This is a genomic window from Roseitalea sp. MMSF_3546 (assembly GCF_030732865.1).
GTDB lineage: Bacteria > Pseudomonadota > Alphaproteobacteria > Rhizobiales > Rhizobiaceae > Roseitalea.
Genome location: NZ_JASHKB010000002.1, coordinates 174,839 through 195,819 on the forward strand (window position 1 = coordinate 174,839; position 20,981 = coordinate 195,819).

A 20,981-nucleotide genomic window follows, 5' to 3' on the forward strand; every position below is an offset into this window, starting at 1 on the left:
ATGATCGTCCTCAAACGGGCAGGCAGCTCGGGCCGATGGGCTCGAAGCTCTTGTAGGTCAGGATGAACTCGGTGTGACCGAGCTCTTCGGATTTCGTCGGCTCGCCGCCGGCGACGCGCAGCACCAGATCGTGGATCTCCGCGCCGATCTCGTCGAGCGTGGCGCTGCCCGAAATGATGCGCCCGGCATTGACGTCCATGTCCTCGGACAGGCGCTCGTACATGTGCGGGTTGGCGGCGATCTTGATCACCGGCGCCAGCGCGGAGCCGACCACCGAGCCGCGGCCGGTGACGAACAGGGTCATGTGTACCCCCGAGGCCATCATCTCGACGATCTCGGCATTGTCGGAGATGTTGGGGAAACCGAAGCGCACCTCGCCGTCTGGCACGACGTCCATCAGGTAGAGCCCGCCCCCGGGCGGAATGTCGCCGGGCTTGATCAGGCCGGAAATGGGCGACTGGCCGGACTTGGCGTAGGCGCCCATCGACTTCTCCTCGATGGTGGTCAGCCCGCCATCGGCGTTTCCCGAGGCGAAGCTGCCATAGCCGAGCGTTGCGTAGTAGCGCGCGGCCTTGTCGACCGAGGTGCGCAGTTCGGCGGCAAGCGCCGGCGTTGCGGCGCGCGCGGCCATGATATCCTCGCAGCCGATCAGTTCGCCGGTCTCCTCGAAGATGCAGGTGGCGCCCTCGGCGACGAAGCGGTCGAAAGCGCGGCCGACGGCGGGATTGCCGGATATGCCCGAAGTCCCGTCCGAGCCGCCGCAGACCGTGCCGATGACGAGATCGGAGACATCCATCGGCACACGGCGGACGGCTTCGACTTGCTCGATCGCGCGGGCAACGAAGGCCTGGCCCTTCTCGATGGTCGCGCGCGTGCCGCCGTCGCGCTGGATGATCAGCGTTTCGACCGGTCTTCCGCTGTCGCGTACCACCTGTTCGAGCTGGTACCGGTTGAAGCTCTCGCAACCGAGCGAGACCAGCAGCACCGCGCCGACATTGGGATGCGTGCACAGCCGCTCCATCATGCGCTGGGCGTAGTCATTGGGAAAACAGCCCGGAAAGCCGATCACATGGGCCTGCTCGGGCGTCGGCGCGACGATGCGGCTGGCGACGTGGTGGGCGCATTCGACCAGATAGGCGACCGCGACGATGTTGCGGATGCCCTTGCGGCCGTCGGCGCGCTGAAACCCCATGATCGCGGTCATTGCGCGTCTCCATGTTCGCGTCTGGCCTCGTCGAGCGTATAGGTCGGCGTGTAGTCGCTCTTCACGTTGTGGGTGTGCACATGCTCGCCCAGGCCGATCGGCGCGGTCGCCGAGCCGATGGGCGCGCCGTATTTGAGCACCTTGTCGCCCGGCGCGATCGCCGCCCGCGCCAGCTTGTGGCCGAGACCGATGCGCCGGGGAACGGCGATGCGCCGCCCTTCGACCATGATCGTCTCGCCCGCCTCGATCTGGTCGCGCAGGACATAGACGTTGTCCTGCGGAGCAAGCAGCAGCAGGCGATTGTCGGTCTCGTCGGTCACCTTGTCAAAGCCTTGCGAAGGTTGCGTTGTCGATCAGGTCCCAGTCGAGGTCGATGCCAAGCCCCGGACCCTCGGGCAGGGTCGCCACTCCATCGGCGATCGGCAGCGGTTCGGCAAGCCCGAACTCGAAGGTTTCGGTCGGCCAGAGCAGTTCGAAATAGGTCGAGTTGGCGACAGCGCCGCCAAGATGCAGGTTCACCAGTTCGAGCGGATAGAGGATCGTCGTGTGAAGTTCGCAATTGGCGTGGAAGCTCTCGGCCAGCCGCGCGGTCTTGAGCGTGCCGGTGATGCCGCCTGTCCAGCTCGGATCGGCACGGACCGCATCGACGACCCGCGTTGCTAGGCATTCGGCCACCGAATAGGGGTGTTTTGCGATGACCTCGGTGCCGACGACGGGAATGTCGAGCACGCGGGTGAGTTCGCGCAGCGCGCCGAAGGCCTCGTCGGGCAGCGGTTCTTCGAGCCATTTGTAGCCAAGCCGTTCCAGTTCGCGGCCAAAGCGCACCGCTTCCTCCAGCGTGTAGGGCTGGACCGGGTCGGCCATCAGGGTGAAATCCTCGCCCACCGCGGCGCGAACGACGCGGTGGATCTCGATGTCCTCGTCGACCGACCTGCCGGGCGGATGGGTCTTGTAGGCCTTCATGCCGGCGGCCTTCACCGCCATGGCCTCGGCAGCATAGGCCTCAGCATCGGCGAGCACGAGCGAGGAGGCGTAGACCGGGATCTGCGACCGCGCGCCGCCGATATAGCGCCACAGCGGCTGGCCGGCGGCCTGCGCGCCGGCAAGCCACAGGCAGCAGTCGACCGGCCCGTAGCTGTAGATCGGCAGGTGATGCCACCAGCGGTCGGCGGCGCGCCAGTCGTGCCAGGCCCGCTCGCGGTCGAGCACGTTGCGGCCGACGAAGAACTCGCGCAGGGACGCGGCGGCCAGGTTTCCCGCGCCGAGCGCCGAGCGGCCGGCGAAGCCGAACATGGAGGCCGAACTGCCGTCCTCGCAGGTCAGCGTGTAGACGAGGAACTCCAGGCCCTCCTGCGCCTGGCCGTCGCGCGATGCGTGCGCCGGCACCGACGAGGCGGCATGGCGGCAGCAGCGTATGTCGAGACTCTCGATGCGCATCAGAACTTGCCGTATTTCAGATAGGCCTGCTGCGGGTCGACGCCGTCGAGTATCGCCTTGCGGACCAGGCTCTCGGTCTGCATGGCGGTGACCGACTGCTCGATCACCTCGTCGACGATGGCGGCGGGAATGCGCACCATGCCGTCGCGGTCGCCATGCAGCCAGTCGCCCGGCTCGACAAGCACCTCGCCGATCATGATGTCGATTTCGGTGCCGGTCGGCAGCCAGTAGCCGACGATGTCGCGCGGGGTGTTGTGCGTGCCCCAGCACGGAAAGCCCAGCTTCATGATGAAGTCGGTGTCGCGCAGCGCCCCGTCGATCACGCAGCCAAGAACGCCCTTCTTGTGCAGCGTCTCGGTCGACAACTCGCCCATATTGGCGATGGCGCGCGTGTGCGGCTGACAGCACCAGATGTGGCCGGGTCTGGCCTTGGACAGAAGGCCCGTCCATTCGAGCAGGGTCTGGTGCGCGTCGGCGGTCTCGTCGACACGGCCCTCGATGGTGAAGGCGGGGCCGGCGAGCGTGACCTCGGGCTGCAGCGGGCGCAGCGTGTGCGGCAGGGTGAAGTTGCGCCGGCCCATGGCGCGCATGACGTCGTGGACGACCCCGGTATAGCAGCCCTTGAGCTTTTCGACGCGCGCGTCAGTCATGGTGAAACACCTCTTCCATCATCGCCCACCATTCTCCTTGCTTTCGGGTTTCAAGCGGCACCTGCATGGGTTTGCAGATGTCCCACCATTCCTGCGTGCGCGGATCGGCGGCCATCCTGGCCGCGTCGGCCTCGAAATCGCTGCCCGTATATTCCCAGTAGCCGAAGAGCAGGTTCTCCGGCTCCTTGAGGAAGATCGAATAGTTGGTGATGTTGCACTTGGATATCATGTCAAGGATGTCTTGCCACGCATCGGCGTGCAGGCGCTTGTATTCGGGTATCCTTTCGGGTTCGATCCCGATCACCATTCCCATGCGTTGCATCGCTTCGTCCTCCTTTTGGTGTCCGGTCAGCCGGCCCGGACCGACCGGCCGGTTTGTGCATCGAACAGGTGCAGCTTGTCGAGCGCGATGCGGAACTCGAGCGTCTCGCCCTCGGCGACATCGCGCGGGTCGAACATCTTTCCCTGCACCTCGTGGCCGGCCAGATGCGAGTAGATGAGCGTTTCGGTACCGAGCAGTTCGGCCAGTTCGACGGTGAGCTCGACCGCGGCCATCTGGTCGGTGTCGTGAATGCCGTGGCCGACCGGGGTCATGTCGTCGGGGCGGATGCCGGCGGTCACCGCCATGCCGTCCGAGACATGCGCCTTGAGCCGGTCGGGCACGGGCACGGCGACATCGTCGGACAGCACCACCGCATCGCCGGCGATGCGCGCCGGGATCAGGTTCATCGGCGGCGAGCCGATGAAGCCGGCCACGAAGGTGTTGACCGGGTGGTTGAACACGTCCATGGGCGTGCCGACCTGCTCGATATAGCCATCCTTCATGATGACGATGCGGTCGGCCAAAGTCATCGCTTCCACCTGGTCGTGGGTGACGTAGACGACGGTGGTCTTGACCTTGTGGTGCAGCTTCTTGATCTCGGTGCGCATCTGGACGCGCAGCTTGGCGTCGAGATTGGACAGGGGCTCGTCGAACAGGAACGCCTCGGGATGGCGCACGATGGCCCGGCCCATGGCGACGCGCTGGCGCTGGCCGCCCGACAGCTCGGCCGGGATACGCTCGAGCAGCTCGGAAATGCCGAGGATCTCGGCCGCTTCCATGACGCGCTCTTCGATCACCCGCGGCGGCTGGCCGGCGATCTTCAGGCCGAAGCCGAGATTGTCGCGCACATTCATGTGCGGGTAGAGCGCGTAGTTCTGGAACACCATGGAGATGTTGCGCTTGCGCGGCGGCAGGTCGTTGACCAGCCGGTCGCCGATCCTGATGTCGCCATCGGTGATGTCCTCAAGGCCCGCGATCATGCGCAGCGTGGTCGACTTGCCGCAGCCGGACGGGCCGACAAGCACGACGAACTCGTTATGGGCGATCTGAAGGTCGATGCCGTGCACGACCTCGAGCTTGCCATAGGCCTTGACGACTTTGCTGAGCGAAATGGCGGACATGGACTACCCCTTCACGCCGCCGAAGGTCAGGCCGGCGATCAGATGCTTCTGGACGAGGAATGTGAGAATCAGGGCCGGCACGATGATGATCACCGCCATGGCGCACATGCCGGCCCAGTCGATGGTGAACTGGGCGGTGAAATCCATCAGCCCGACCGGCAGCGTCTTGGAATCGGTCGATCGAGTGAGCTGGCTGGCCAGCGCGAACTCGTTCCAGCTCGTCAGGAAGGCGAAGACCCCGGCGGCGGCGATGCCGGAGCGGGCGAGCGGGAACTCGATCTTCCAGAACGCCTGCCAACGCGTACAGCCATCGACCTGGGCGGCCTCGCTCAGGCTGATCGGAATCTGGCGGAAGAAGCCATCGATCAGCCAGATCGTGAACGGCACGTTGAGCGAGACATAGACGATGATCAGCCCCATCTGGGTGTCGATCAGCCCCATGCGCGACCACAGGATGAAGACCGGCAGCGACAGCGCGATTCCCGGCACGGCGCGGAACAGCATCAGCCCCAGGAAGATCGAATTCTTGAAGCGGAAGCGAAAGCGGGCGAAGGCGTAGCCGCCGGCCATGCCGATGAACAGCGCGATGATCGTCGAGGTCATGGCGATGACCATCGAGTTCCAGAAGTAGCTCAGCACGGGGATCGCGACCTGCGCGTCACCGATGCCGAAGATCTTGGCGAAGTTGTTCAATGTCGGGTTTTCGGGGATCCAGATCGGCGGCTTGGCGAGGATCTCGCGATTGGGCCGGAACGCCGACAGCACCACCCACAGCCCGGGCACGCACATGATCACCATCAGCACGAAGGTGGCGACCCAAAGCCCGATGGCGCGCAGCTGCCTCTTGAGGGCGCGGCTCATTCGGCGCCCCCCATGTAGCGGCGCGCCGCGATGAGCTTGGTGAAGAAGAAATAGGTGAAGGCGACCGACAATATGGTCGAGACATAGGCCATGGCGTTGGCCTGGCCCATGCGGGCGTTCTCGTAGCCGACGCGGGCGAGCATGGTCCAGATCAGCTCGGTGCGGCCGGCCGGCCCGCCATCGGTCATCACCTGCACGATGTCATAGGCGCGCGCGACATCGAGCGAGCGAATCGTCATAGCGATGAAGGCAAACGGCATGATGAAGGGCAAGGTGATGTGGCGGAAGACCTGCCAGGCGTTGCAGCCGTCGACCCTGGCCGCCTCGAGCGGGTCGCGCGGCATGGCGAAAAGACCCGCCAGCAGCAGGATGGCGAACACCGAGGTGCTCATCCACACTTCGGCGAAGATGATCGAGAACATGGCCAGGCGCCCGTCGACCAGCCAGGGGATCGCCTGGTCGGTGATGCCCAGCGATTGCAGCGCGTTGTTCAAGATGCCGATATTGTCGTTGAAGATGAACTTGAACTGGAAGCCCACCAGGATCGGCGAGAACATCATGGGAAACATCATGATGGTGCGCAGGGTGCGCTGGCCCCAGGTGATCTTGTTGATCAAAAGCGCGATGCCAAGGCCGAGCAGGAACTCGACATTGAGCGCGATCGCCAGGAACAGGATGGTGCGGCCAAAGGCGGCCCAGAAGTCGTCATCGGTGAAGATGCGCACATAGTTGCGGATGCCGATGAAGACCTCGATCGTCTCCGGCCGGGTCAGCCGATAGGGCGTCAGCGAGGTCCACAGCGAGAACACCAGCGGCAGCGCGACGACGAACAGCATCGTCACGATGGCCGGCATGAGCAGCAGCAGCGGCGTCAGCGCCGCCTGGCGCGTGCGGAAATAGCGGATCACCCGAAAGGCTCCGAAACGGATTGAAGGCCGGCGCGGACGCTGGTCCGCGCCGGGGATGGGGTCAGCGGTAGCCCGCGTCCTCCATGATGATCAGCGCCTCCTCGGCGGCGTCGTCGAGCGCCTCCTGGGCGGTCTTGTCGCCGATCATGGCGGCCTGCAGCTCCGGCCACAGCACGTTGGAGACCTCGATCCATTCGGGGATCAGCGGCGGGGTGAAGGCGTCCTCGGCCATGGACGCGCCGAAGGTCTCGAAGACATTGACCATGAAGTCGTTGCCGGCCTCGGCGAATTCGGCCTTGGCGTCCTCCCAGACCTGGGTGCGGGTCGGCAGCAGGCCGGTGCGCGCTTCCACCATCTGCCGGTCATGGTCGGTCAGGAAGGTGATGAAGGACGCCGCCGCCTCCTTGTTGTCGCAGGTCTCGGTGATCGAGAATGTGTGCGAGCCCGACCAGCCGGTGCGCTTGCCCGACGAGCCCTTGGGCGCGCGGATCAGGCCGACATTGCCGGCGGTGGCCGCCGCATCGGGATCGTTGAAATAGGCCGACCAGCCGGCCCAGTCGAGGTTGATGGCGACCGTGCCCGAGCCGAAGCCAAGGCCGGTGTCGTCCCAAAGATAGTTGGGCACGCCGGCCGGCACGGCGTTGGCCTCGTAAAGATCGACGAACCATTGCAGGGCGCGCACGCCGGCCTCGGAATTGAAGGCCGGTTCCCAATCATCGGTGAAGAGCTGGCCGCCCTCGGCGATGAGCATCTCGTAGAAGCGGCCGGTGATGGCCTCGTCCTTGCCGACGAACTGGGTGCCGTAGAAATCCGGCGGATCGGCGAAGAACTTGGCCTGGTCGGAGACCTGCTGCCAGGTCTCGGGCGGGGCGAGCTCGTAGCCGTATTCCTCCATGAAGGCGGCCTTGTTGTCCTCGTCCTCGTAGAGCGACTTAAGGTAGAACAGGTTGGAGATGTCGGAATGGCGCGGCAGCTGGACCAGCCGGCCGTCGACGGTGCCGTGCTCGAGCACGAGCGGGACGAACTCGGCCAGCACGTCCTCGTCGATATGCTCGCGCAGATCGACATAGATGTTGCCGTATTGCGGGGCGAAGCTGGTATGGTTCGAGCCCACGCACCAGTCGAGCGTATTGGCCGCGATGTCCTGCTTGATCTCGCGGTCGAGCTCGAAATGGTTCTTGCGCGACAGGATGTCGACGGTCGCGCCGGTCATCTCCTCCCACTTGGAAATCTCCGCATAGAGCGGTTCGTACTGGGCGCCGCCGATGAGCTTCACGCGCAGCGTGTAGCCATCGAAATCGCCGTAGTCGGCCTGGGCCAGCGCCGGGCCGGCGAAGAGAAGCGGCAATGCGGTTGCCGCCGCAAGCGCGGTGATCGTGTATCGAGACATGTGTACCTCCCAGTCTCCTGCCGGATTTCGCCCGAGCCGCAGCGCGGTCAGCGGGCCCTTGCCGTGGTCGCGCCTTCCGCCGGCATGTCACCGGAAAGCAGTTCGGCAAATACGGTATCGTTGTGCTCGCCCAGTTCGGGGGCGGCGCGTTCCGACTTCAACGTGCCGCCATCGATGCGGATGGCGCCGCGCAACGCGTTCAGGCGCGTGCCGCCATTGCGCCGGATGACCTGATCGAGGTCGAGCGCCCGATAGTTTTCGGAGGCCAGCATCTGCTGCCAGTCCAGCACCTCCGAGCACCAGATGTCGGCGGGCTGGAGCACGCCCAGCCATTCGGCCGTGGTCCGCGTCCTGACGGCGCGGGCGATGATCGCCTTGATCGCATCGCGCTGGGCCATGAGCGCGGTCGGGTCGTCGTAGAACGGCGAAAGCCCTTCGATTTCCATCAGTTCGGCGAGTTTTTTCAAAGACGGAGTCATGGCGATCGCCAGATAGCCGTCGGCGGTTTCGTAGACGCCGTAGGGCGCGCCCAGGTAGGCGTGCGCACCGTTGACCTTGCTGCGTTGCGGCGGGCGGCGGCCATCGTTGAGATGGGTCGTCAGCACCTCGAACTGGAAGTCGATCATCGCCTCGAACAGCGAGGTGTCGACGCGCGCGCCGCGGCCGTGAACGCCGCGACCGACAAGGGCCGCCAGAATGCCCTCGCACAGCGCGTGGCCGGCGAGCATGTCGGCGACGGCCAGGCCCATCGGCATGGGCGGATCGTCGGCGCTGCCGGTCAGCCACAAAAGGCCCGAGCGCGCCTGGGCGAGCAGGTCCTGGCCGGGCAGGTCGCGCCACGGGCCGTCCTCGCCATAGCCGGAGATCGAGCCATAGACGAGGCGCGGATTGATCCCGCGCACGTCCTCGTAACCGAAGCCCTGGCGTTCGATGACGCCGGGGCGGAAGTTCTGGATCATCACGTCGGCGGCGCCGATCAAGGCGCGCATGCGGGCGCGGTCGGCCTCGTTCTTGAGATCGGCGGTGATCGACTCCTTGTTGCGGTTGATGGCGTGAAACAGCGAGTTGTCGCCGTCGATATCGGTGTCGGACAGATAGAGATTGCGGCACAGATCGCCCGATCCGGGGCGCTCGACCTTGATCACGCGCGCGCCCAGATCGGCAAGCTTGAGCGAGCAGAAGGGGCCGGACAGGAACTGGCTGAAATCGAGAACCACAAGGCCCGCGAGCGGGCGATCCTCGGGGGCGAGGTCCATCACTTTCGTGTCTCCCGAAAGGCGGTCTGAAGCCGGTCGAGCGCCTCCTCGACGCCGATCTCGCCGCGCAGGCAGGCATGGACGATGTCGCCGCCGCGGTCCTGCAGTCGCATGTAGCCGTCATAGCGCGGGCGCAGCCAGGCGGTCTCCAGCGTCCGGCGCGTGGCGCGGAAGAAGTCGCGCGTCGCCGCGTTGCAGGCCTCGTCCTCCCAGGCAACGGCATTGCCGGGCTGGCCGCCGGCCGCAAAGAACGGACCGCGCTGGCATTCGGCGCCGGCGATCCAGAAAGCGTAATCGGCGGCCACATCGCGATGCCGGGAGGAAGCAGAAACCGCAATGCCGGTGCCGCCGATTACCGTGCCGCGCGGACCGTTGTCGTCGATCCCGGGCGCGTCGGCGAATTGCAGCGGGAAGGGGCAATAGCCGTCCCGGCTGTAATTGGTGTAGCCATAGCCGAAGGGCGAATAGGCCGGCGCGTCGGCCGTGCGGCCCATCCATTCATAGATGCCGATCGGATCGAGCGTCAGGCAGCGCGGGTCCATCAGGGCGACGATCTCGCGCATCCGGTCGAGCACTTGCCGGCCCTGGTCGCGCGCGATGAAGGTATCGCCATCGGCGATCGGCACGTCCTGGTTGCGCGCCAGGCCCATGAAGGTCATCAGCGCGTTGATGGGGATCAGCGCGAAGCCGACCTCGCCCTTGCGCGCAAGGGCGACGACCTCGTCCCAGCGGGTGGGCGCGGCGTCGAGCCGGTCGGGCCGGAAGGCGGCGACGGGCGTGGCGGCATCGATGGCGAGCGCCCATTGGCGGCCGTCGAACTCATAGGAGGGGTGCGAGACGCCGACCGACTGGGCGGCGAGCGTCTTCAGTTCGTCGTCGCGGCCGATGCCGTCCAGCGCCATCAGAAGCCCGTTGCGCGCCACCTCGCCGACATGGGGATGGTCGATGACCATCAGGTCATAGGTATGCGCCATCTCCTCGATGGGCCGGTCGGCAAAGGCCTGCAGCGAACGCTTCTCCCAGGTGATCGTCACGCCGGGATGGGTGTCCGCATAGGCTTTGGACGTGGCGACCATGGGGTCGTAGCCGCGGCTGTGATCCCAGGTCATGCCGGTAAGGTGAACCGCCTCAGCCATCGTCGCCGGCCTTTCGCCTGGCCTTCTTTTCGGCCTGCACCTTGTCGGCCTGGGCGGCGAACCGGGACGCATCGCGATAGAGCGCGGTCATCAGATGCTCGCAGTAGAGCACCTGCGTTCCCTCGCCCTTGTAGACCGAGTAGCTGACGCGCACCTTGCCCATCTTGTGGTCGTGCACCTTCTTCTCGAGGTTCTCGCGGATCGTGTAGATCGTATCGCCGATGAACACCGGGCCGATGAAGCGCAGCCGGTCATAGCCGTAGGAGAACGAGTTCAGACAGTTGGTGGCGGCAAGGCCGAGCCCGTAGGAAAACACCATCGCACCGGCAACCAGGCGCTTGCCGAACACGCCTTCCTCGGTGGCAAACCGTTCGTCGGAGACGTAAGGGTGATGGTCCATGACGAGCGAGTTGAACAGCATGGACTCGCCTTCGGAGATCGTCCGGCGGATCGAGCGGATGGTGTCGCCGACGGTGAAATCCTCGAAATACCAGTCCTCGGCATTCCAGACGGGGATGCGCGCATGCTCGTCGGGCAAGCCCGGCAAGCCGCGCGCGTGCTGTCCGATTTCGGCCATTGCGTCGTCCTTCCCGTCAGATATTTTCAAATATAGAAAACTATTTTATATATGGATGTCAACGGCCCGTTTGTCCCGGAACCGCACAATGTGTGGACGGGCAGGGACCGGCGGCGCAAGGCGACAGGGGAGCAGACGCGATGGAAGTCGAGCAATATTTCGAGGACTACGAGGTCGGCGACAGTCGCCGGACGACGGGCCGCACCATCACCGAGGCCGACATCGTGTTCCACGCCGGCCATTCGGGCGACTTCTTTCCCCATCACATGGATGCCGAATGGTGCAAGACCCAGCCCTTTGGCCAGCGCATCGCCCATGGCACGATGACGTTCACGATCGGCATCGGGCTGACGGCGACGCAGATCAACCCGCGCGCCTTCACCTATGGCTATGAGCGGCTGCGCTTTCCAAGGCCGGTGCATGCGGGCGACACCATCCACACCGTCGTCACCGTCGGGCGCAAGGAGGACGATCCCAAGCGGCCCGGCCATGGCCGGGTGGTCGAGATCTGCGAAACCAAGAAGCAGGACGGCTCGACGGTGATGTATTGCGAGCACATTCTGATGGTCGAAAGAAGGGAGACCGCACATGCCGATTGAACTGAGGCAGAGCTGGCCCGCGCCGTCGGCGCCAAAGCCCATCGTGCTGATCGGGGCGGGCGGCATCGTGCGTGACGCGCATCTGCCGGCCTATGCCAAGGCCGGGCTGACGGTGTCGGGCGTGGTCGATCCCAACATGGACAATGCGCGCGCGGTCGCCGCCGACTTCGGCATCGCCAATGTCCATGACGATCTTGCCGCCGCGGTCGCCGCCAATGGCACCGATGCGGTCTACGATCTGGCGACGCCGCCCGACGTGATCACCGACATCCTGCCGCATCTGCCCGATGGCGCGGCGGCGCTGATCCAGAAGCCGATGGGCGCCGACCAGGATCAGGCGCGGCGGATCCGCGCGATCTGCCGGGACAAGAAGCTCAAGGCTGCCATCAATTTCCAGCTTCGCTTTTCGCCGATGATGATGGCGGTCGCCGATGCGCTTCGGCGCGGGCTCGTGGGCGAGTTGCTGGAGATCGAGGTGCATCTGAACATCTTCACGCCCTGGCATCTGTTCCCGTTCCTGGCGCCGATGCCGCGGGTGGAGATCGCGGTGCATTCGATCCACTATCTCGATCTGATCCGCGCGCTGGCCGGCAACCCCAAGGGCGTGTTCGTGCGCTCGATGCGCGATCCGCGCGCCGCCGAACTGGCGCAGACGCGCACCTCGGCGGTGCTCGACTATGGCGACGATCTGCGCTGCCTGATGACGATCAACCACAATCATCAGTGCGGCCGCAAATTCCAGTCCGCCTGGTTCCGCTTCGAGGGCACCAGGGGCGCGCTCATGGTCAAGCTCGGCGTTCTTTACGACTATCCCAATGGCGAGCCCGACGAACTGTGGCTGTGTGCCGATGGCGGCGAGTGGGAGCGGATCGAGCTGGAAGGCGCCTGGTTCGTCGATGCCTTCATGGGCACGATGCGCAACGTCCAGCGCTTCGATGCGGGCGAGGACGAGGCGCTGTACACCGATATCGAGGACGCCTATCAGACCATGGCGCTGGTCGAGGCGTGCTTTGCCTCGATGCAGAAACCGGCCGAACCGCTCAGGCTCGACTGACGGCTGCCGGCCGGTCGCCCTGGGGCGTCGACACGCCGCCGCCAATGCTGCGCGAGAGCTGCTCGGCGGTGGCGAACAGCGCCGTGCAGCATTCGTCGAAGCTGACCGTGTCGTGATAGCGCTCCAGATGCGGGATCGTCAGCGCGGCGATCGCCTGGCCGGTATGGTCGATGATCGGCGCGGAGATGTTGATGATGCCGCGCAGCACGAAGCTCTCGGTGATCTCGTGGCCGCGCTTGCGGATCTTGGCCAGTTCCTCGCGCAGCACCGGCTCGGTCTTGCCTTCGGGCAGGGGGACCTGGCTGAACACCTCGGCCAGGTCTTCCTGCGGCATGAACGCCAGCATCACGCGGCCCGACGAGGCGCGCCACAGATCGATGCGCGCGCCAAGGCGCACGCTGAGGATGTTGTTGCCGGGCGCATCGACCTGGCCGACGACCAGCACCGCGTCATTGCTGATGACGGCCAGGTGAATGGTCTGGTTGACCTGCCGCGACAGCCGGCGCATCTGCGGGCCGGCAAGCGCGGTCAGGCGCTTGATCAGCGGGGTGCGGTGGGCGACCTCGAACAGAAGCGTGGTCAGCACGTAGCGGTCCGTATCGGGATCCTGGGCGACATAGCCGCGCTCGGTGAGGACCACCAGCATCCGGAAGATCTCGCTGACCGAACGGCCGAGCGAGCGCGAAATCTCCGACAGGCCCAGGCCCTGCTCCTCGGTCGACAGCAATTCGAGGATATCGAGCCCCTTTTCGAGGGCGGGCGCGGCGTATTTCTTCTGCGACTGCGGCACGTGGCGATTTTTCCGGATGCAGCGGTCGCACGGCGAATGCCATGCGAAGCCGGGTTTATACAACGCCGCGCCGGCTCTGCCAAACCTGCGCGCGGGTTATCGCTTGCCGAACAGGCGCTTGAGCATGTCCGCCATCGGCCCGGTGGGCGCGGGCCCGGGCTCTGGCCGCCGGGCCTGGCGCACATGGCTCTGGCCCCTGGGGGCCGGTTTCGTCGGCTTGCTGGCTTGCGCGCCGGCCTTGTCGCCGACGGCAAGGGCGATCCGGTTCATGAAGGTCGATTCGTCGCCTTCGACCAGAAGCCGGGCATGATCGGCGATCGCCTCGAGCAGCGGGTCGAGCCATTGCGCGTCCGCCTTGGCGAAGTCGCCGAGCACATGGGCCTGAACGCGCGCCTTGTCGCCCGGATGGCCGATGCCAAGGCGCACGCGGCGATAATCCTTGCCGCAATGGGCGTCGAGCGACTTGATGCCGTTGTGCCCGCCCGCGCCGCCGCCGCGCTTGACGCGCACCTTGCCGGGCGCAAGGTCGAGTTCGTCGTAAAGGACGGTCAGATCCTGGGGGCCGAGCTTGTAAAAGCGCATCGCCTCGCCCACGGCCTGGCCGGAGCGGTTCATGAAGGTCTGCGGCTTGACGAGCACGACCTTGTCGCCGCCCAGGCGCCCCTCGGCAATCTGGGCGTTCCACTTGGCCTGCCAGGGACCGAAGCTGGAATGGCGGCGGGCGATCGCATCCGCCGCCATGAAGCCGATATTGTGGCGATTGCCGGCATAGCGGGCGCCGGGATTGCCGAGACCTGCGATGATATGCATGCCGGCCACCTTCGCCCGTGATGCACGTGGCGCCTATTCGGCGTCGCTGTCGCCTTCGCCCTCGCCCTCGGCCTTCTGCTCGGTGGCTTCGACCTCATCGGGCGCGACCTCGGCCTCGTCCTCCTCGGCCTCGCCGGCGCCGCCGCCGGGCGCGGCGATGGTGGCGATGGTGAAGTCACGATCGGTGATCGTCGGGTGGACGTTTTCGGGCAGGGTGACCGAAGAGATCTTCAGCGTGTCTCCGACCTGCGCCTCGGCCAGATCGATGGTGAAGTATTCGGGGATCGCGTCGGCCGGGCAGTTCACCTCGACCTCGTGGCGCACGATGTTCAGTACGCCGCCCTGCCTGATGCCCGGGCAGGTTTCCTCATTGTCGAAATGCACCGGAATGTTCACGGTGACGACGGTCCTGGCGGAGATGCGCAGGAAATCGACGTGCAGCACGAAGTCCTTGACCGGCTCGAGCTGATAGTCCTTGGCGAGCACCTTGTGCTTCTTGCCGTCGATGGCGATCTCGCCGACCGTGGTCAGAAAGCCGCCCGACTCGATGCGCATCCACACATCCTTGCGCTCCAGCGTCACCGACATGGGGGGCTTGTTGTCGCCGTAGATGACGGCGGGAATTCTGCCTTGGCGCCGAATGGCCCGGGCGGACCCCTTACCGACCCGGTCGCGCGCCTCGGCCGTGAGCACGTAGCCTTCGCTCATGGCTTTTTCCTTTCGAGGGCAAATCGGAGAAGTGGTGCTTTGGTCCAGGACCTTGCACCGGCCGCGTGGCGGCCCGCCGCGCTGCCTCCAAGGGTGTCCGCGCGGGTGGCGGTGCCATAAAGGAAAACGCGCGCGGGCGCAAGCGCCGCCCGCTGCCGCGATCGCTCGCCGGGCGGACGCCCGGTCTGTGAAAGGCGACATCGCCCTGTCATAAAGGGCAGGCAAAGGCCGCTCATTCCATGGCAGACAGCGCTTCTCTTTCCAGCAATCGCGCCGACGTGCCGCAGGGCGAGGCGACACGGGCCTTCGCCCGCATCGGTCTGCTGTCGTTCGGCGGGCCGGCCGCGCAGATCGCCGTCATGCATCGCGTCCTGGTCGAGGAGAAGGGCTGGCTGAGCGAAAGGCAGTTCCTGCATGCGCTCAACTTCTGCATGCTTCTGCCCGGTCCGGAGGCCATGCAACTGGCCACCTATGCCGGCTGGCTGTTCCATGGCGTGCGCGGCGGGCTGATCGCCGGCGCGCTGTTCATCGCGCCGGGTCTGATCATGATGCTGGCGCTGTCGGCCGTCTATGTGGTGGCCGGCGACATGCCGGTGGTGGCCGGGCTGCTCTACGGGCTCAAGGCGGCGGTGCTGGCGGTGGTCGTCCAGGCGCTGATCAGGGTGTCGGGGCGGGCGCTGGGTTCGGCCGCGATGATCGGTATCGCCATTGCCGCCTTCGTCGGCATCGCGCTGTTGCGCCTGCCGTTCCCGCTGATCATCGCGCTCGCCGCGCTTGCGGGCGCCGCATTGCATGTGATCGTGCCGGCCTGGCTGCCTGCGACAGGCGAAGGCGGCGAGGATGCGATAGACGCCGATACGGTGCGCCGCCAGGACCACGGCGCGGTGATGCGCACGGCGCTTGTCTGGCTGGCAATCTGGCTGGTGCCGCTGGCGGCGCTGGTGCTGCTGCTCGGGCGCGGCAACGTCTTCGCCGATGCGGCGCTGTTCTTTTCGCAGACGGCGGTGGTCACCTTCGGCGGTGCCTATGCGGTGCTTGCCTATGTCGGCCAGCAGGCGGTCGAGCTCTATGGCTGGCTTTCCCCCGACGCGATGCTCAAGGGTCTGGGGCTGGCCGAGACCACGCTCGGCCCGCTGGTTCTGGTGCTGGTGTTCGTGGGTTTTGTCGGCGGGGCGAACCTGTCGGGCATGGAGCCGCTGGCCGGCGGCCTCATCGGCGGGCTGATCGCCGCCTTCTTCACCTTCGTGCCGTGCTATCTGTGGATCTTTGCGGGTGCCCCGTACGTGGAAGCGCTGCGCCATGTGCGCTGGCTGGCCGCTTCGCTCGCCGCGATCACGGCAGCGGTGGTCGGCGTCATCGCCAACCTTGCGGCATGGTTCGGGCTCAACGTGCTGTTCGGCGCGTTCGACTATGCGCGCGTCGGGCCGTTCTTTGCGCCGCAGCCGCAATGGGCCGATCTCGACTGGGCGGCCGCGGCGATCGGGTTGGCGGCGGCCGTGGCGCTGATCCGCTTCCGGCTGGGGCTGTTTGCGGTGCTCGGCGCGGCGGCGCTGGCGGGGTTGGTCGTCACGCTGGTTGCGTGACGACCGTGGCGGGGCGATGACCGCCCTCAGCTTTCCTGCGAAAGCAGCCCTTCTTCCTCGGCGGCCGCCCACAGTTCCTCGAAACGTTCGGCGGCCCGGCCGCGATGGCGCGCCGAGCGGGCCTGTTCGAGGTTGTCGAGCATGCCCTCGCCGCGCACGAAGATCAGACCGACCATGCCCAGCGCGTAGTGCGGCAGGCATTGGTAGCCATAAATGCCGGGCGTCGAAAGCGTCACCTCGATCTCCTCGTTGATCGCGCCGCGCCAGGATTCACCGCCTTCGGGAACCATCTCTTCGATCGACTGCGAGTTGTGGCTGGGGTCGACCGGAACGAAGCGAACCGTGTCGCCGGGTTCGACGACGAGCAAGGGCGGCTCGAATACGTTGCGGCGTCGCGGGTTTTCGGGGTCGCGGGTGAGCATCGCCACCTAGTGGAGCGTCTCGCCGTTTTCCGTCTCGCCATTTTGTGCAAGGCCGGGGCGCGTTGCCGCCAGTGCCGCCATGGTGGCCAGAACGGTGCGGCGTTCGAGCAGTATCGGCATCGTGTTCTCCTTTCATCAGCCGGACTGACGCGGAATCTAGGCGCGGAGCCGTGTCTTTGTGTCGGACAAATTGCCCGAGGCGAAACCGCGCAGGCGTCGCGCTTGCATGCCGCTGGCACGACGCGCAGCGCGCCGGCTGGTTCCCGCAGATCGTCAGAAAACCGCGCAACGGCGCGCCACGCCGCACCGCAACGGTGCGTAAGGGTCAGTCGAACAGGCTGGAGACGGACTGCTCGTGCGCGGTGCGCGCGATCGCCTCGCCGATCAGATCGGTGATCGGCAGCACGCGGATCTTGCGCGCGGCCACCACTTCCGGCGTGGGCTGGATGGAGTCGGTGATGACCAGTTCGGTGAGCGCGGAGGCCTCGATGCGCGCCACCGCGCCGCCCGACAGGACACCGTGGGTGATGTAGGCGGTCACGCTCCTTGCGCCCTTTTCGCGGATCGCGTCGGCGGCGTTGCACAATGTGCCGCCCGAATCGACGATGTCGTCGACCAGAAAGCAGTTCATGTCCCTGACCTCGCCGATCACGTTCATCACCTCGGATTCGCCGGGGCGCTCGCGGCGCTTGTCGACGACGGCGAGCAGCGAATCGTCGAGCCGCTTGGCCAGCGCGCGGGCGCGGACCACGCCGCCGACATCGGGCGAGACGATGGTCAGGGAGTTGAGGTCCTTGTACTTGGCGCGAATGTCGCGACCCATCACCGGCACGGCATACAGATTGTCCGTGGGAATGTCGAAGAAGCCCTGGATCTGGCCGGCATGCAGGTCGAGCGTGAGCACGCGGTTGGCGCCGGCCTCGGTGATCAGATTGGCGACCAGCTTGGCCGAGATCGGCGTGCGACCCTGGGCGCGCCGGTCCTGCCGGGCATAGCCGAAATAGGGCAGGACGGCCGTGATGCGACGCGCCGAGGACCGGCGGAAGGCGTCGATCATGATCAGCATTTCCATCAGGTGATCGTTGGCCGGCCGCGAGGTCGACTGCAGCACGAACACATCCTCGCCGCGCACGTTCTCCTGGAGCTCGACGAAGATCTCGTCATCGGCAAAACGCCGGACATTGGCGCGGCCGACGCTCAGACCGAGATACTTGGCCACGGATTCGGCAAGCTGCCGGTTGGAGTTTCCAGCAAAAAGCTTCATTGTCCGTTCCGTGTTCCGATTGCTGCCCCGTGGCGGCTTGCGGCCTGCCGGCGCGACCCGGACGGGGCCGAAGGCGTGCGGTCTGCGGCCATGACCGAAAGGGAAGATGCGATCGTGCGGCCATGGCTCATGGCCCCGCTTTTACCGGGCGCGCGACCGATTGCAAGGTGTCATCAACGTTTCACACGCGCTCTTCCACACGCCGTCAGGTCATGCGGATTGGCCGCGCCAGGCACGATATTCGCTGAGCACGGTGTCCGCGATCTGCTCCATGGTGGCGGCGGGCACCGAGGCCCACGGATCGCCGCTGGCGCCGGCAACGCGCGCCTGGCCCTGGATGCGGTGAACGCGCTGGCCCTGCGGGTTGAAGACGTCCCAGACATGGATGACGGTGGTGGCGCCGTTCTCCGACAGCGCCGAGAAATAGCCGCGGATCTCGTGATTGATGCCGGCCGCGCGCGAGGGCTCGATGCGGATATTGGCGGCCGGCCCGGCGGTGGACAGCCGTCGCGACAGGGCCGTGATCTTGTCGACCGGGGCGCCGACGATCGGCGCGAAATGCACGCGCATGGCGCCGTCGGCGGGCAGCTGCGCGGTGGCGCCGGCCGGGTTGTCCGCCGGAGCGGTCATGGCGCCGGCCGCGCCATCGGCGTCGATCGCGACGGGCGTGCCGGCATCGGCGCCAAGGTCGAGCGTGTCCTCGACCTGGCTGTCCTGCCCGCGGCCGCCGAAGCCGGTGCATCCGCTCAAAAGCGCGGCGAGCACGAGCAGCGCCGCGACCGCAGCGCCGCGCGGACCGACATGCCGGCTCAATGGTGCGTACCTGCCCCGTTCGCTCACGAGCAATGCCTTCTGCCCCATCGGTTCCGGGTCGCGCGGGCGGGCCGGTCACGGCCATGCATGCGCGCTCCAGGCAGGCACCATTACCTCATGCGACCGTCAAATCAAGGCCATGGCCGCACAGCGGCTCGGGCGCGTCCGGGGTCGTCAGATAGGTGCGGCCCAGCGTCATGGCGGTTTCGGTCTCGGAGTCCATGATGATGATGTGGGCGAACAGCGTCATGCCGGCCTCGATCGGCGCGTCGTTGCCGGCATGAAACATGGGCGCGTCCATCCAGCTTGGCGCGAATCGGGCGCCAAGCGAATAGCCGCAGGCGTTCAGGCGATGGCGCGTCATGCCGGTCTCCTCGAGCGCCTGGGCATGGGCGTCGAAGACGTCCCCGAAGCTGTGGCCGGGCCGCATCACGGTCTCGACCGCCTCGAGCGCGGCGCGGGCGGCGGCGTGCATCTCCACATGCCGGTCGGCGGGCTTGCCGACGATGACGGTGCGCATGGCGGCCGCATGATAGTGCCGCCAGACGCCGGCCCATTCGAGCGTGAGCTGGTCTTTCCTGGACAGCTTGCGCCGGCCCGACCGGTAGCGGCACAAGAGTGCGTCGGGTCCCGAGCCGATGACGAATTCATTGGCCGGATAGTCGCCGCCGGCTTCCAGCACCGCGCCCTGCATGGCCGCCAGGATCGCGCTTTCGTCGGCGCCGGCCCTGATGGTCTTCAGTCCTGCCTCCCAGGCCGCATCGCACAGTTCGGCGGCCTTGCGCACCATGTCGCGTTCGGCCGCGCTCTTGACCGCGCGCAGCCGCGGCACGACGGACGAGGCATCGTGCAGGTCGGCGAAGGTCGACAATTCGTCGTCGAGCTGCCGGCCGCGATGGGCGGTCAGCCCGTGCGTGTCGTATTCGATGCCGATGCGCGCGCCGACGAGGTCGCGATCGGCCAGAAGGTTCTTGAGGTCCCTGGCCGGATTGGCATGGCCGCGGTCGACCCACACGACGACGGTTTCGACATTGGAGGTCCGGCGCGCCTGGCGCAGATCGGCCGAGCGGGTCAGCAGCGTCACCGTGCCGTCGCGCTCGACGATCATGGTCTGGAAGAAGCAGAAGCCGAACGTGTCGTAGCCGGTCAGCCAGTACATGCTCTCCTGGGCGAACAGCAACATGGCGTCGAGCCTGTGCTCGGCCATGGCGTCGAGCAGCCGCGCCTTGCGCGCGGCCAGTTCGGCGTCGTCGAATGCAAGGGCCATGGGCACTCCGGATAACGGGTTGTCAGGCGAGCACGATGGCGGACATCTGCCGGCCATAATCGGATTCGCCGCGATGGGTTGCACGCCGATAGGAGAAAAAGCGCGCCGGATCGCCATAGGTGCACTGGCCGGTCCAGCGGGCGGCGATGCCGGCGCGCTCAAGACGCATGCGGCAGTAGCCGGGCAGGTCGAAGCGGTGGTGGCCGGCGGCGTCGCCGGCGGCGAACCAGCGTGCGTTGTCCGGATCGGCCGCAACAAAGCGGTCGTGGAACTCGGGGCCGACCTCGTAGCTGGCCTGGCCGATGGTCGGGCCGATGACGGCACGGATCGCGGTGCGCGCGGCGCCGAGCCCTTCCATCGCGGCAACCGTGTTCTCGAGCACGCCCGCCAGCGCGCCCTGCCAGCCGGCATGGGCGGCGCCGATCACCCGGGCGCGGGCGTCGGCGAACAGAACCGGCGCGCAATCGGCGGTCAGAATGCCGATGGCCAGACCCGGCGTGGCGGTCACCAGCGCATCGGCCTTCGGGCGGGCCTTGAGCGGCAGCGGCGCGTCGATGGCGACGGCATCGGCGGAATGGACCTGGTGGCAGGTCGTCGGCGGCGCGTCGGTGCCAAGGGCGAGGGCGATGCGCCGGCGGTTCTCGTGAACGGCGGCCGGATCGTCGCCGGACCCAAGGCCGGCGTTGAGCGCGTTGTAGAGCCCGCGCGAGACCCCGCCCTGGCGCGTGAAGAAGCCATGGCGCACGCCCCGGTCGGCGCCGAGCGCCGCGGTGATCGGGGCGGGGAGCGTCCCGGTGTGCTGGTTCATC

Annotated in this window: 23 protein-coding genes; 3 read left to right on the top strand and 20 right to left on the bottom strand. The window is 66.6% G+C overall.

Translation table 11 applies throughout. The features are described 5' to 3' along the window. Positions 1-10 precede the first annotated feature (10 nt). The 12 genes from RBB34_RS02675 to RBB34_RS02730 form a co-directional block, all read right to left on the bottom strand. Complete coding sequence (locus RBB34_RS02675; RefSeq protein ID WP_306117647.1) at positions 11-1,204, bottom strand: UxaA family hydrolase; 1,194 nt, start codon at positions 1,202-1,204, stop codon at positions 11-13. Beyond that, positions 1,201-1,524, bottom strand: coding sequence for a UxaA family hydrolase (locus tag RBB34_RS02680; RefSeq protein WP_306117648.1), 324 nt, complete (start codon positions 1,522-1,524; stop codon positions 1,201-1,203). Before RBB34_RS02680 ends, RBB34_RS02675 begins: the two co-directional genes overlap by 4 nt. A gap of 4 nt (positions 1,525-1,528) precedes the next feature. Continuing rightward, positions 1,529-2,641 (bottom strand): enolase C-terminal domain-like protein, encoded by a 1,113-nt coding sequence (locus RBB34_RS02685; RefSeq protein ID WP_306117649.1) that lies wholly within the window; start codon positions 2,639-2,641, stop codon positions 1,529-1,531. Further along, the gene (locus RBB34_RS02690; RefSeq protein WP_306117650.1) at positions 2,641-3,291 is read right to left on the bottom strand and encodes an RraA family protein; all 651 of its coding nucleotides are present in this window, start codon (positions 3,289-3,291) and stop codon (positions 2,641-2,643) included. The genes RBB34_RS02685 and RBB34_RS02690 overlap by 1 nt, the downstream gene beginning before the upstream one ends. Beyond that, positions 3,284-3,613 (bottom strand): L-rhamnose mutarotase, encoded by a 330-nt coding sequence (locus tag RBB34_RS02695; protein ID WP_306117651.1) that lies wholly within the window; start codon positions 3,611-3,613, stop codon positions 3,284-3,286. The genes RBB34_RS02690 and RBB34_RS02695 overlap by 8 nt, the downstream gene beginning before the upstream one ends. 26 nt (positions 3,614-3,639) lie before the next feature. Beyond that, positions 3,640-4,734 carry a sn-glycerol-3-phosphate ABC transporter ATP-binding protein UgpC gene (gene ugpC / locus RBB34_RS02700; protein WP_306117652.1) on the bottom strand — a complete coding sequence of 365 codons (1,095 nt, stop codon included), beginning with the start codon at positions 4,732-4,734 and terminating at the stop codon, positions 3,640-3,642. Between the two features lie 3 nt (positions 4,735-4,737). Then, positions 4,738-5,595 carry a carbohydrate ABC transporter permease gene (locus RBB34_RS02705; RefSeq protein WP_306117653.1) on the bottom strand — a complete coding sequence of 286 codons (858 nt, stop codon included), beginning with the start codon at positions 5,593-5,595 and terminating at the stop codon, positions 4,738-4,740. Continuing rightward, complete coding sequence (locus RBB34_RS02710; RefSeq protein ID WP_306117811.1) at positions 5,592-6,449, bottom strand: sugar ABC transporter permease; 858 nt, start codon at positions 6,447-6,449, stop codon at positions 5,592-5,594. Before RBB34_RS02710 ends, RBB34_RS02705 begins: the two co-directional genes overlap by 4 nt. A 115-nt stretch (positions 6,450-6,564) precedes the next feature. Beyond that, the gene (locus RBB34_RS02715; RefSeq protein WP_306117654.1) at positions 6,565-7,893 is read right to left on the bottom strand and encodes a sugar ABC transporter substrate-binding protein; all 1,329 of its coding nucleotides are present in this window, start codon (positions 7,891-7,893) and stop codon (positions 6,565-6,567) included. Between the two features lie 47 nt (positions 7,894-7,940). Next, complete coding sequence (locus tag RBB34_RS02720) at positions 7,941-9,149, bottom strand: CaiB/BaiF CoA-transferase family protein (protein ID WP_306117812.1); 1,209 nt, start codon at positions 9,147-9,149, stop codon at positions 7,941-7,943. Then, on the bottom strand, positions 9,149-10,285 hold the full coding sequence (locus tag RBB34_RS02725) for an extracellular solute-binding protein (RefSeq protein ID WP_306117655.1): 1,137 nt from the start codon (positions 10,283-10,285) through the stop codon (positions 9,149-9,151). The genes RBB34_RS02720 and RBB34_RS02725 overlap by 1 nt, the downstream gene beginning before the upstream one ends. After that, a complete protein-coding gene (locus tag RBB34_RS02730; protein WP_306117656.1) occupies positions 10,278-10,862 on the bottom strand; it encodes a MaoC family dehydratase in 585 nt (194 codons plus the stop codon). Before RBB34_RS02730 ends, RBB34_RS02725 begins: the two co-directional genes overlap by 8 nt. Positions 10,863-11,002: 140 nt before the next feature. Between RBB34_RS02730 and RBB34_RS02735 the strand changes: the two genes are divergently transcribed. Both RBB34_RS02735 and RBB34_RS02740 read left to right on the top strand, forming a co-directional pair. Continuing rightward, on the top strand, positions 11,003-11,461 hold the full coding sequence (locus tag RBB34_RS02735) for a MaoC/PaaZ C-terminal domain-containing protein (RefSeq protein ID WP_306117657.1): 459 nt from the start codon (positions 11,003-11,005) through the stop codon (positions 11,459-11,461). Continuing rightward, complete coding sequence (locus RBB34_RS02740; protein ID WP_306117658.1) at positions 11,451-12,515, top strand: Gfo/Idh/MocA family oxidoreductase; 1,065 nt, start codon at positions 11,451-11,453, stop codon at positions 12,513-12,515. Before RBB34_RS02735 ends, RBB34_RS02740 begins: the two co-directional genes overlap by 11 nt. On the opposite strand, the gene RBB34_RS02745 is transcribed toward RBB34_RS02740, so the two are convergent. From RBB34_RS02745 to RBB34_RS02755, 3 genes are all read right to left on the bottom strand, one after another. After that, positions 12,502-13,305, bottom strand: a complete 804-nt coding sequence (locus RBB34_RS02745; RefSeq protein WP_306117659.1) for an IclR family transcriptional regulator — start codon at positions 13,303-13,305, stop codon at positions 12,502-12,504. The two genes, RBB34_RS02740 and RBB34_RS02745, sit on opposite strands and share 14 nt — an antisense overlap. Before the next feature lie 96 nt (positions 13,306-13,401). Beyond that, on the bottom strand, positions 13,402-14,115 hold the full coding sequence (pth, locus tag RBB34_RS02750) for an aminoacyl-tRNA hydrolase (protein ID WP_306117660.1): 714 nt from the start codon (positions 14,113-14,115) through the stop codon (positions 13,402-13,404). A gap of 33 nt (positions 14,116-14,148) precedes the next feature. Then, entirely contained in the window at positions 14,149-14,823 is a 675-nt protein-coding gene (locus RBB34_RS02755) for a 50S ribosomal protein L25/general stress protein Ctc (protein ID WP_306117661.1), read from the bottom strand. A 239-nt stretch (positions 14,824-15,062) separates the two neighbouring features. On the opposite strand from RBB34_RS02755, the gene chrA reads away from it, so the two are divergent. Next, on the top strand, positions 15,063-16,406 hold the full coding sequence (chrA, locus tag RBB34_RS02760) for a chromate transporter (RefSeq protein ID WP_306117662.1): 1,344 nt from the start codon (positions 15,063-15,065) through the stop codon (positions 16,404-16,406). 26 nt (positions 16,407-16,432) lie between these two features. On the opposite strand, the gene RBB34_RS02765 is transcribed toward chrA, so the two are convergent. From RBB34_RS02765 to pgeF, 5 genes are all read right to left on the bottom strand, one after another. Continuing rightward, the gene (locus tag RBB34_RS02765; RefSeq protein ID WP_306117813.1) at positions 16,433-16,828 is read right to left on the bottom strand and encodes a pseudoazurin; all 396 of its coding nucleotides are present in this window, start codon (positions 16,826-16,828) and stop codon (positions 16,433-16,435) included. A 325-nt stretch (positions 16,829-17,153) separates the two neighbouring features. Continuing rightward, a complete protein-coding gene (locus RBB34_RS02770; protein ID WP_306117663.1) occupies positions 17,154-18,092 on the bottom strand; it encodes a ribose-phosphate pyrophosphokinase in 939 nt (312 codons plus the stop codon). A gap of 210 nt (positions 18,093-18,302) precedes the next feature. Further along, complete coding sequence (locus RBB34_RS02775) at positions 18,303-18,905, bottom strand: hypothetical protein (protein WP_306117664.1); 603 nt, start codon at positions 18,903-18,905, stop codon at positions 18,303-18,305. Positions 18,906-19,020: 115 nt separating this feature from the next. Continuing rightward, complete coding sequence (locus tag RBB34_RS02780; protein WP_306117665.1) at positions 19,021-20,172, bottom strand: Xaa-Pro peptidase family protein; 1,152 nt, start codon at positions 20,170-20,172, stop codon at positions 19,021-19,023. A gap of 22 nt (positions 20,173-20,194) precedes the next feature. Next, positions 20,195-20,980 carry a peptidoglycan editing factor PgeF gene (gene pgeF / locus RBB34_RS02785; RefSeq protein ID WP_306117666.1) on the bottom strand — a complete coding sequence of 262 codons (786 nt, stop codon included), beginning with the start codon at positions 20,978-20,980 and terminating at the stop codon, positions 20,195-20,197. Position 20,981 lies beyond the last annotated feature (1 nt).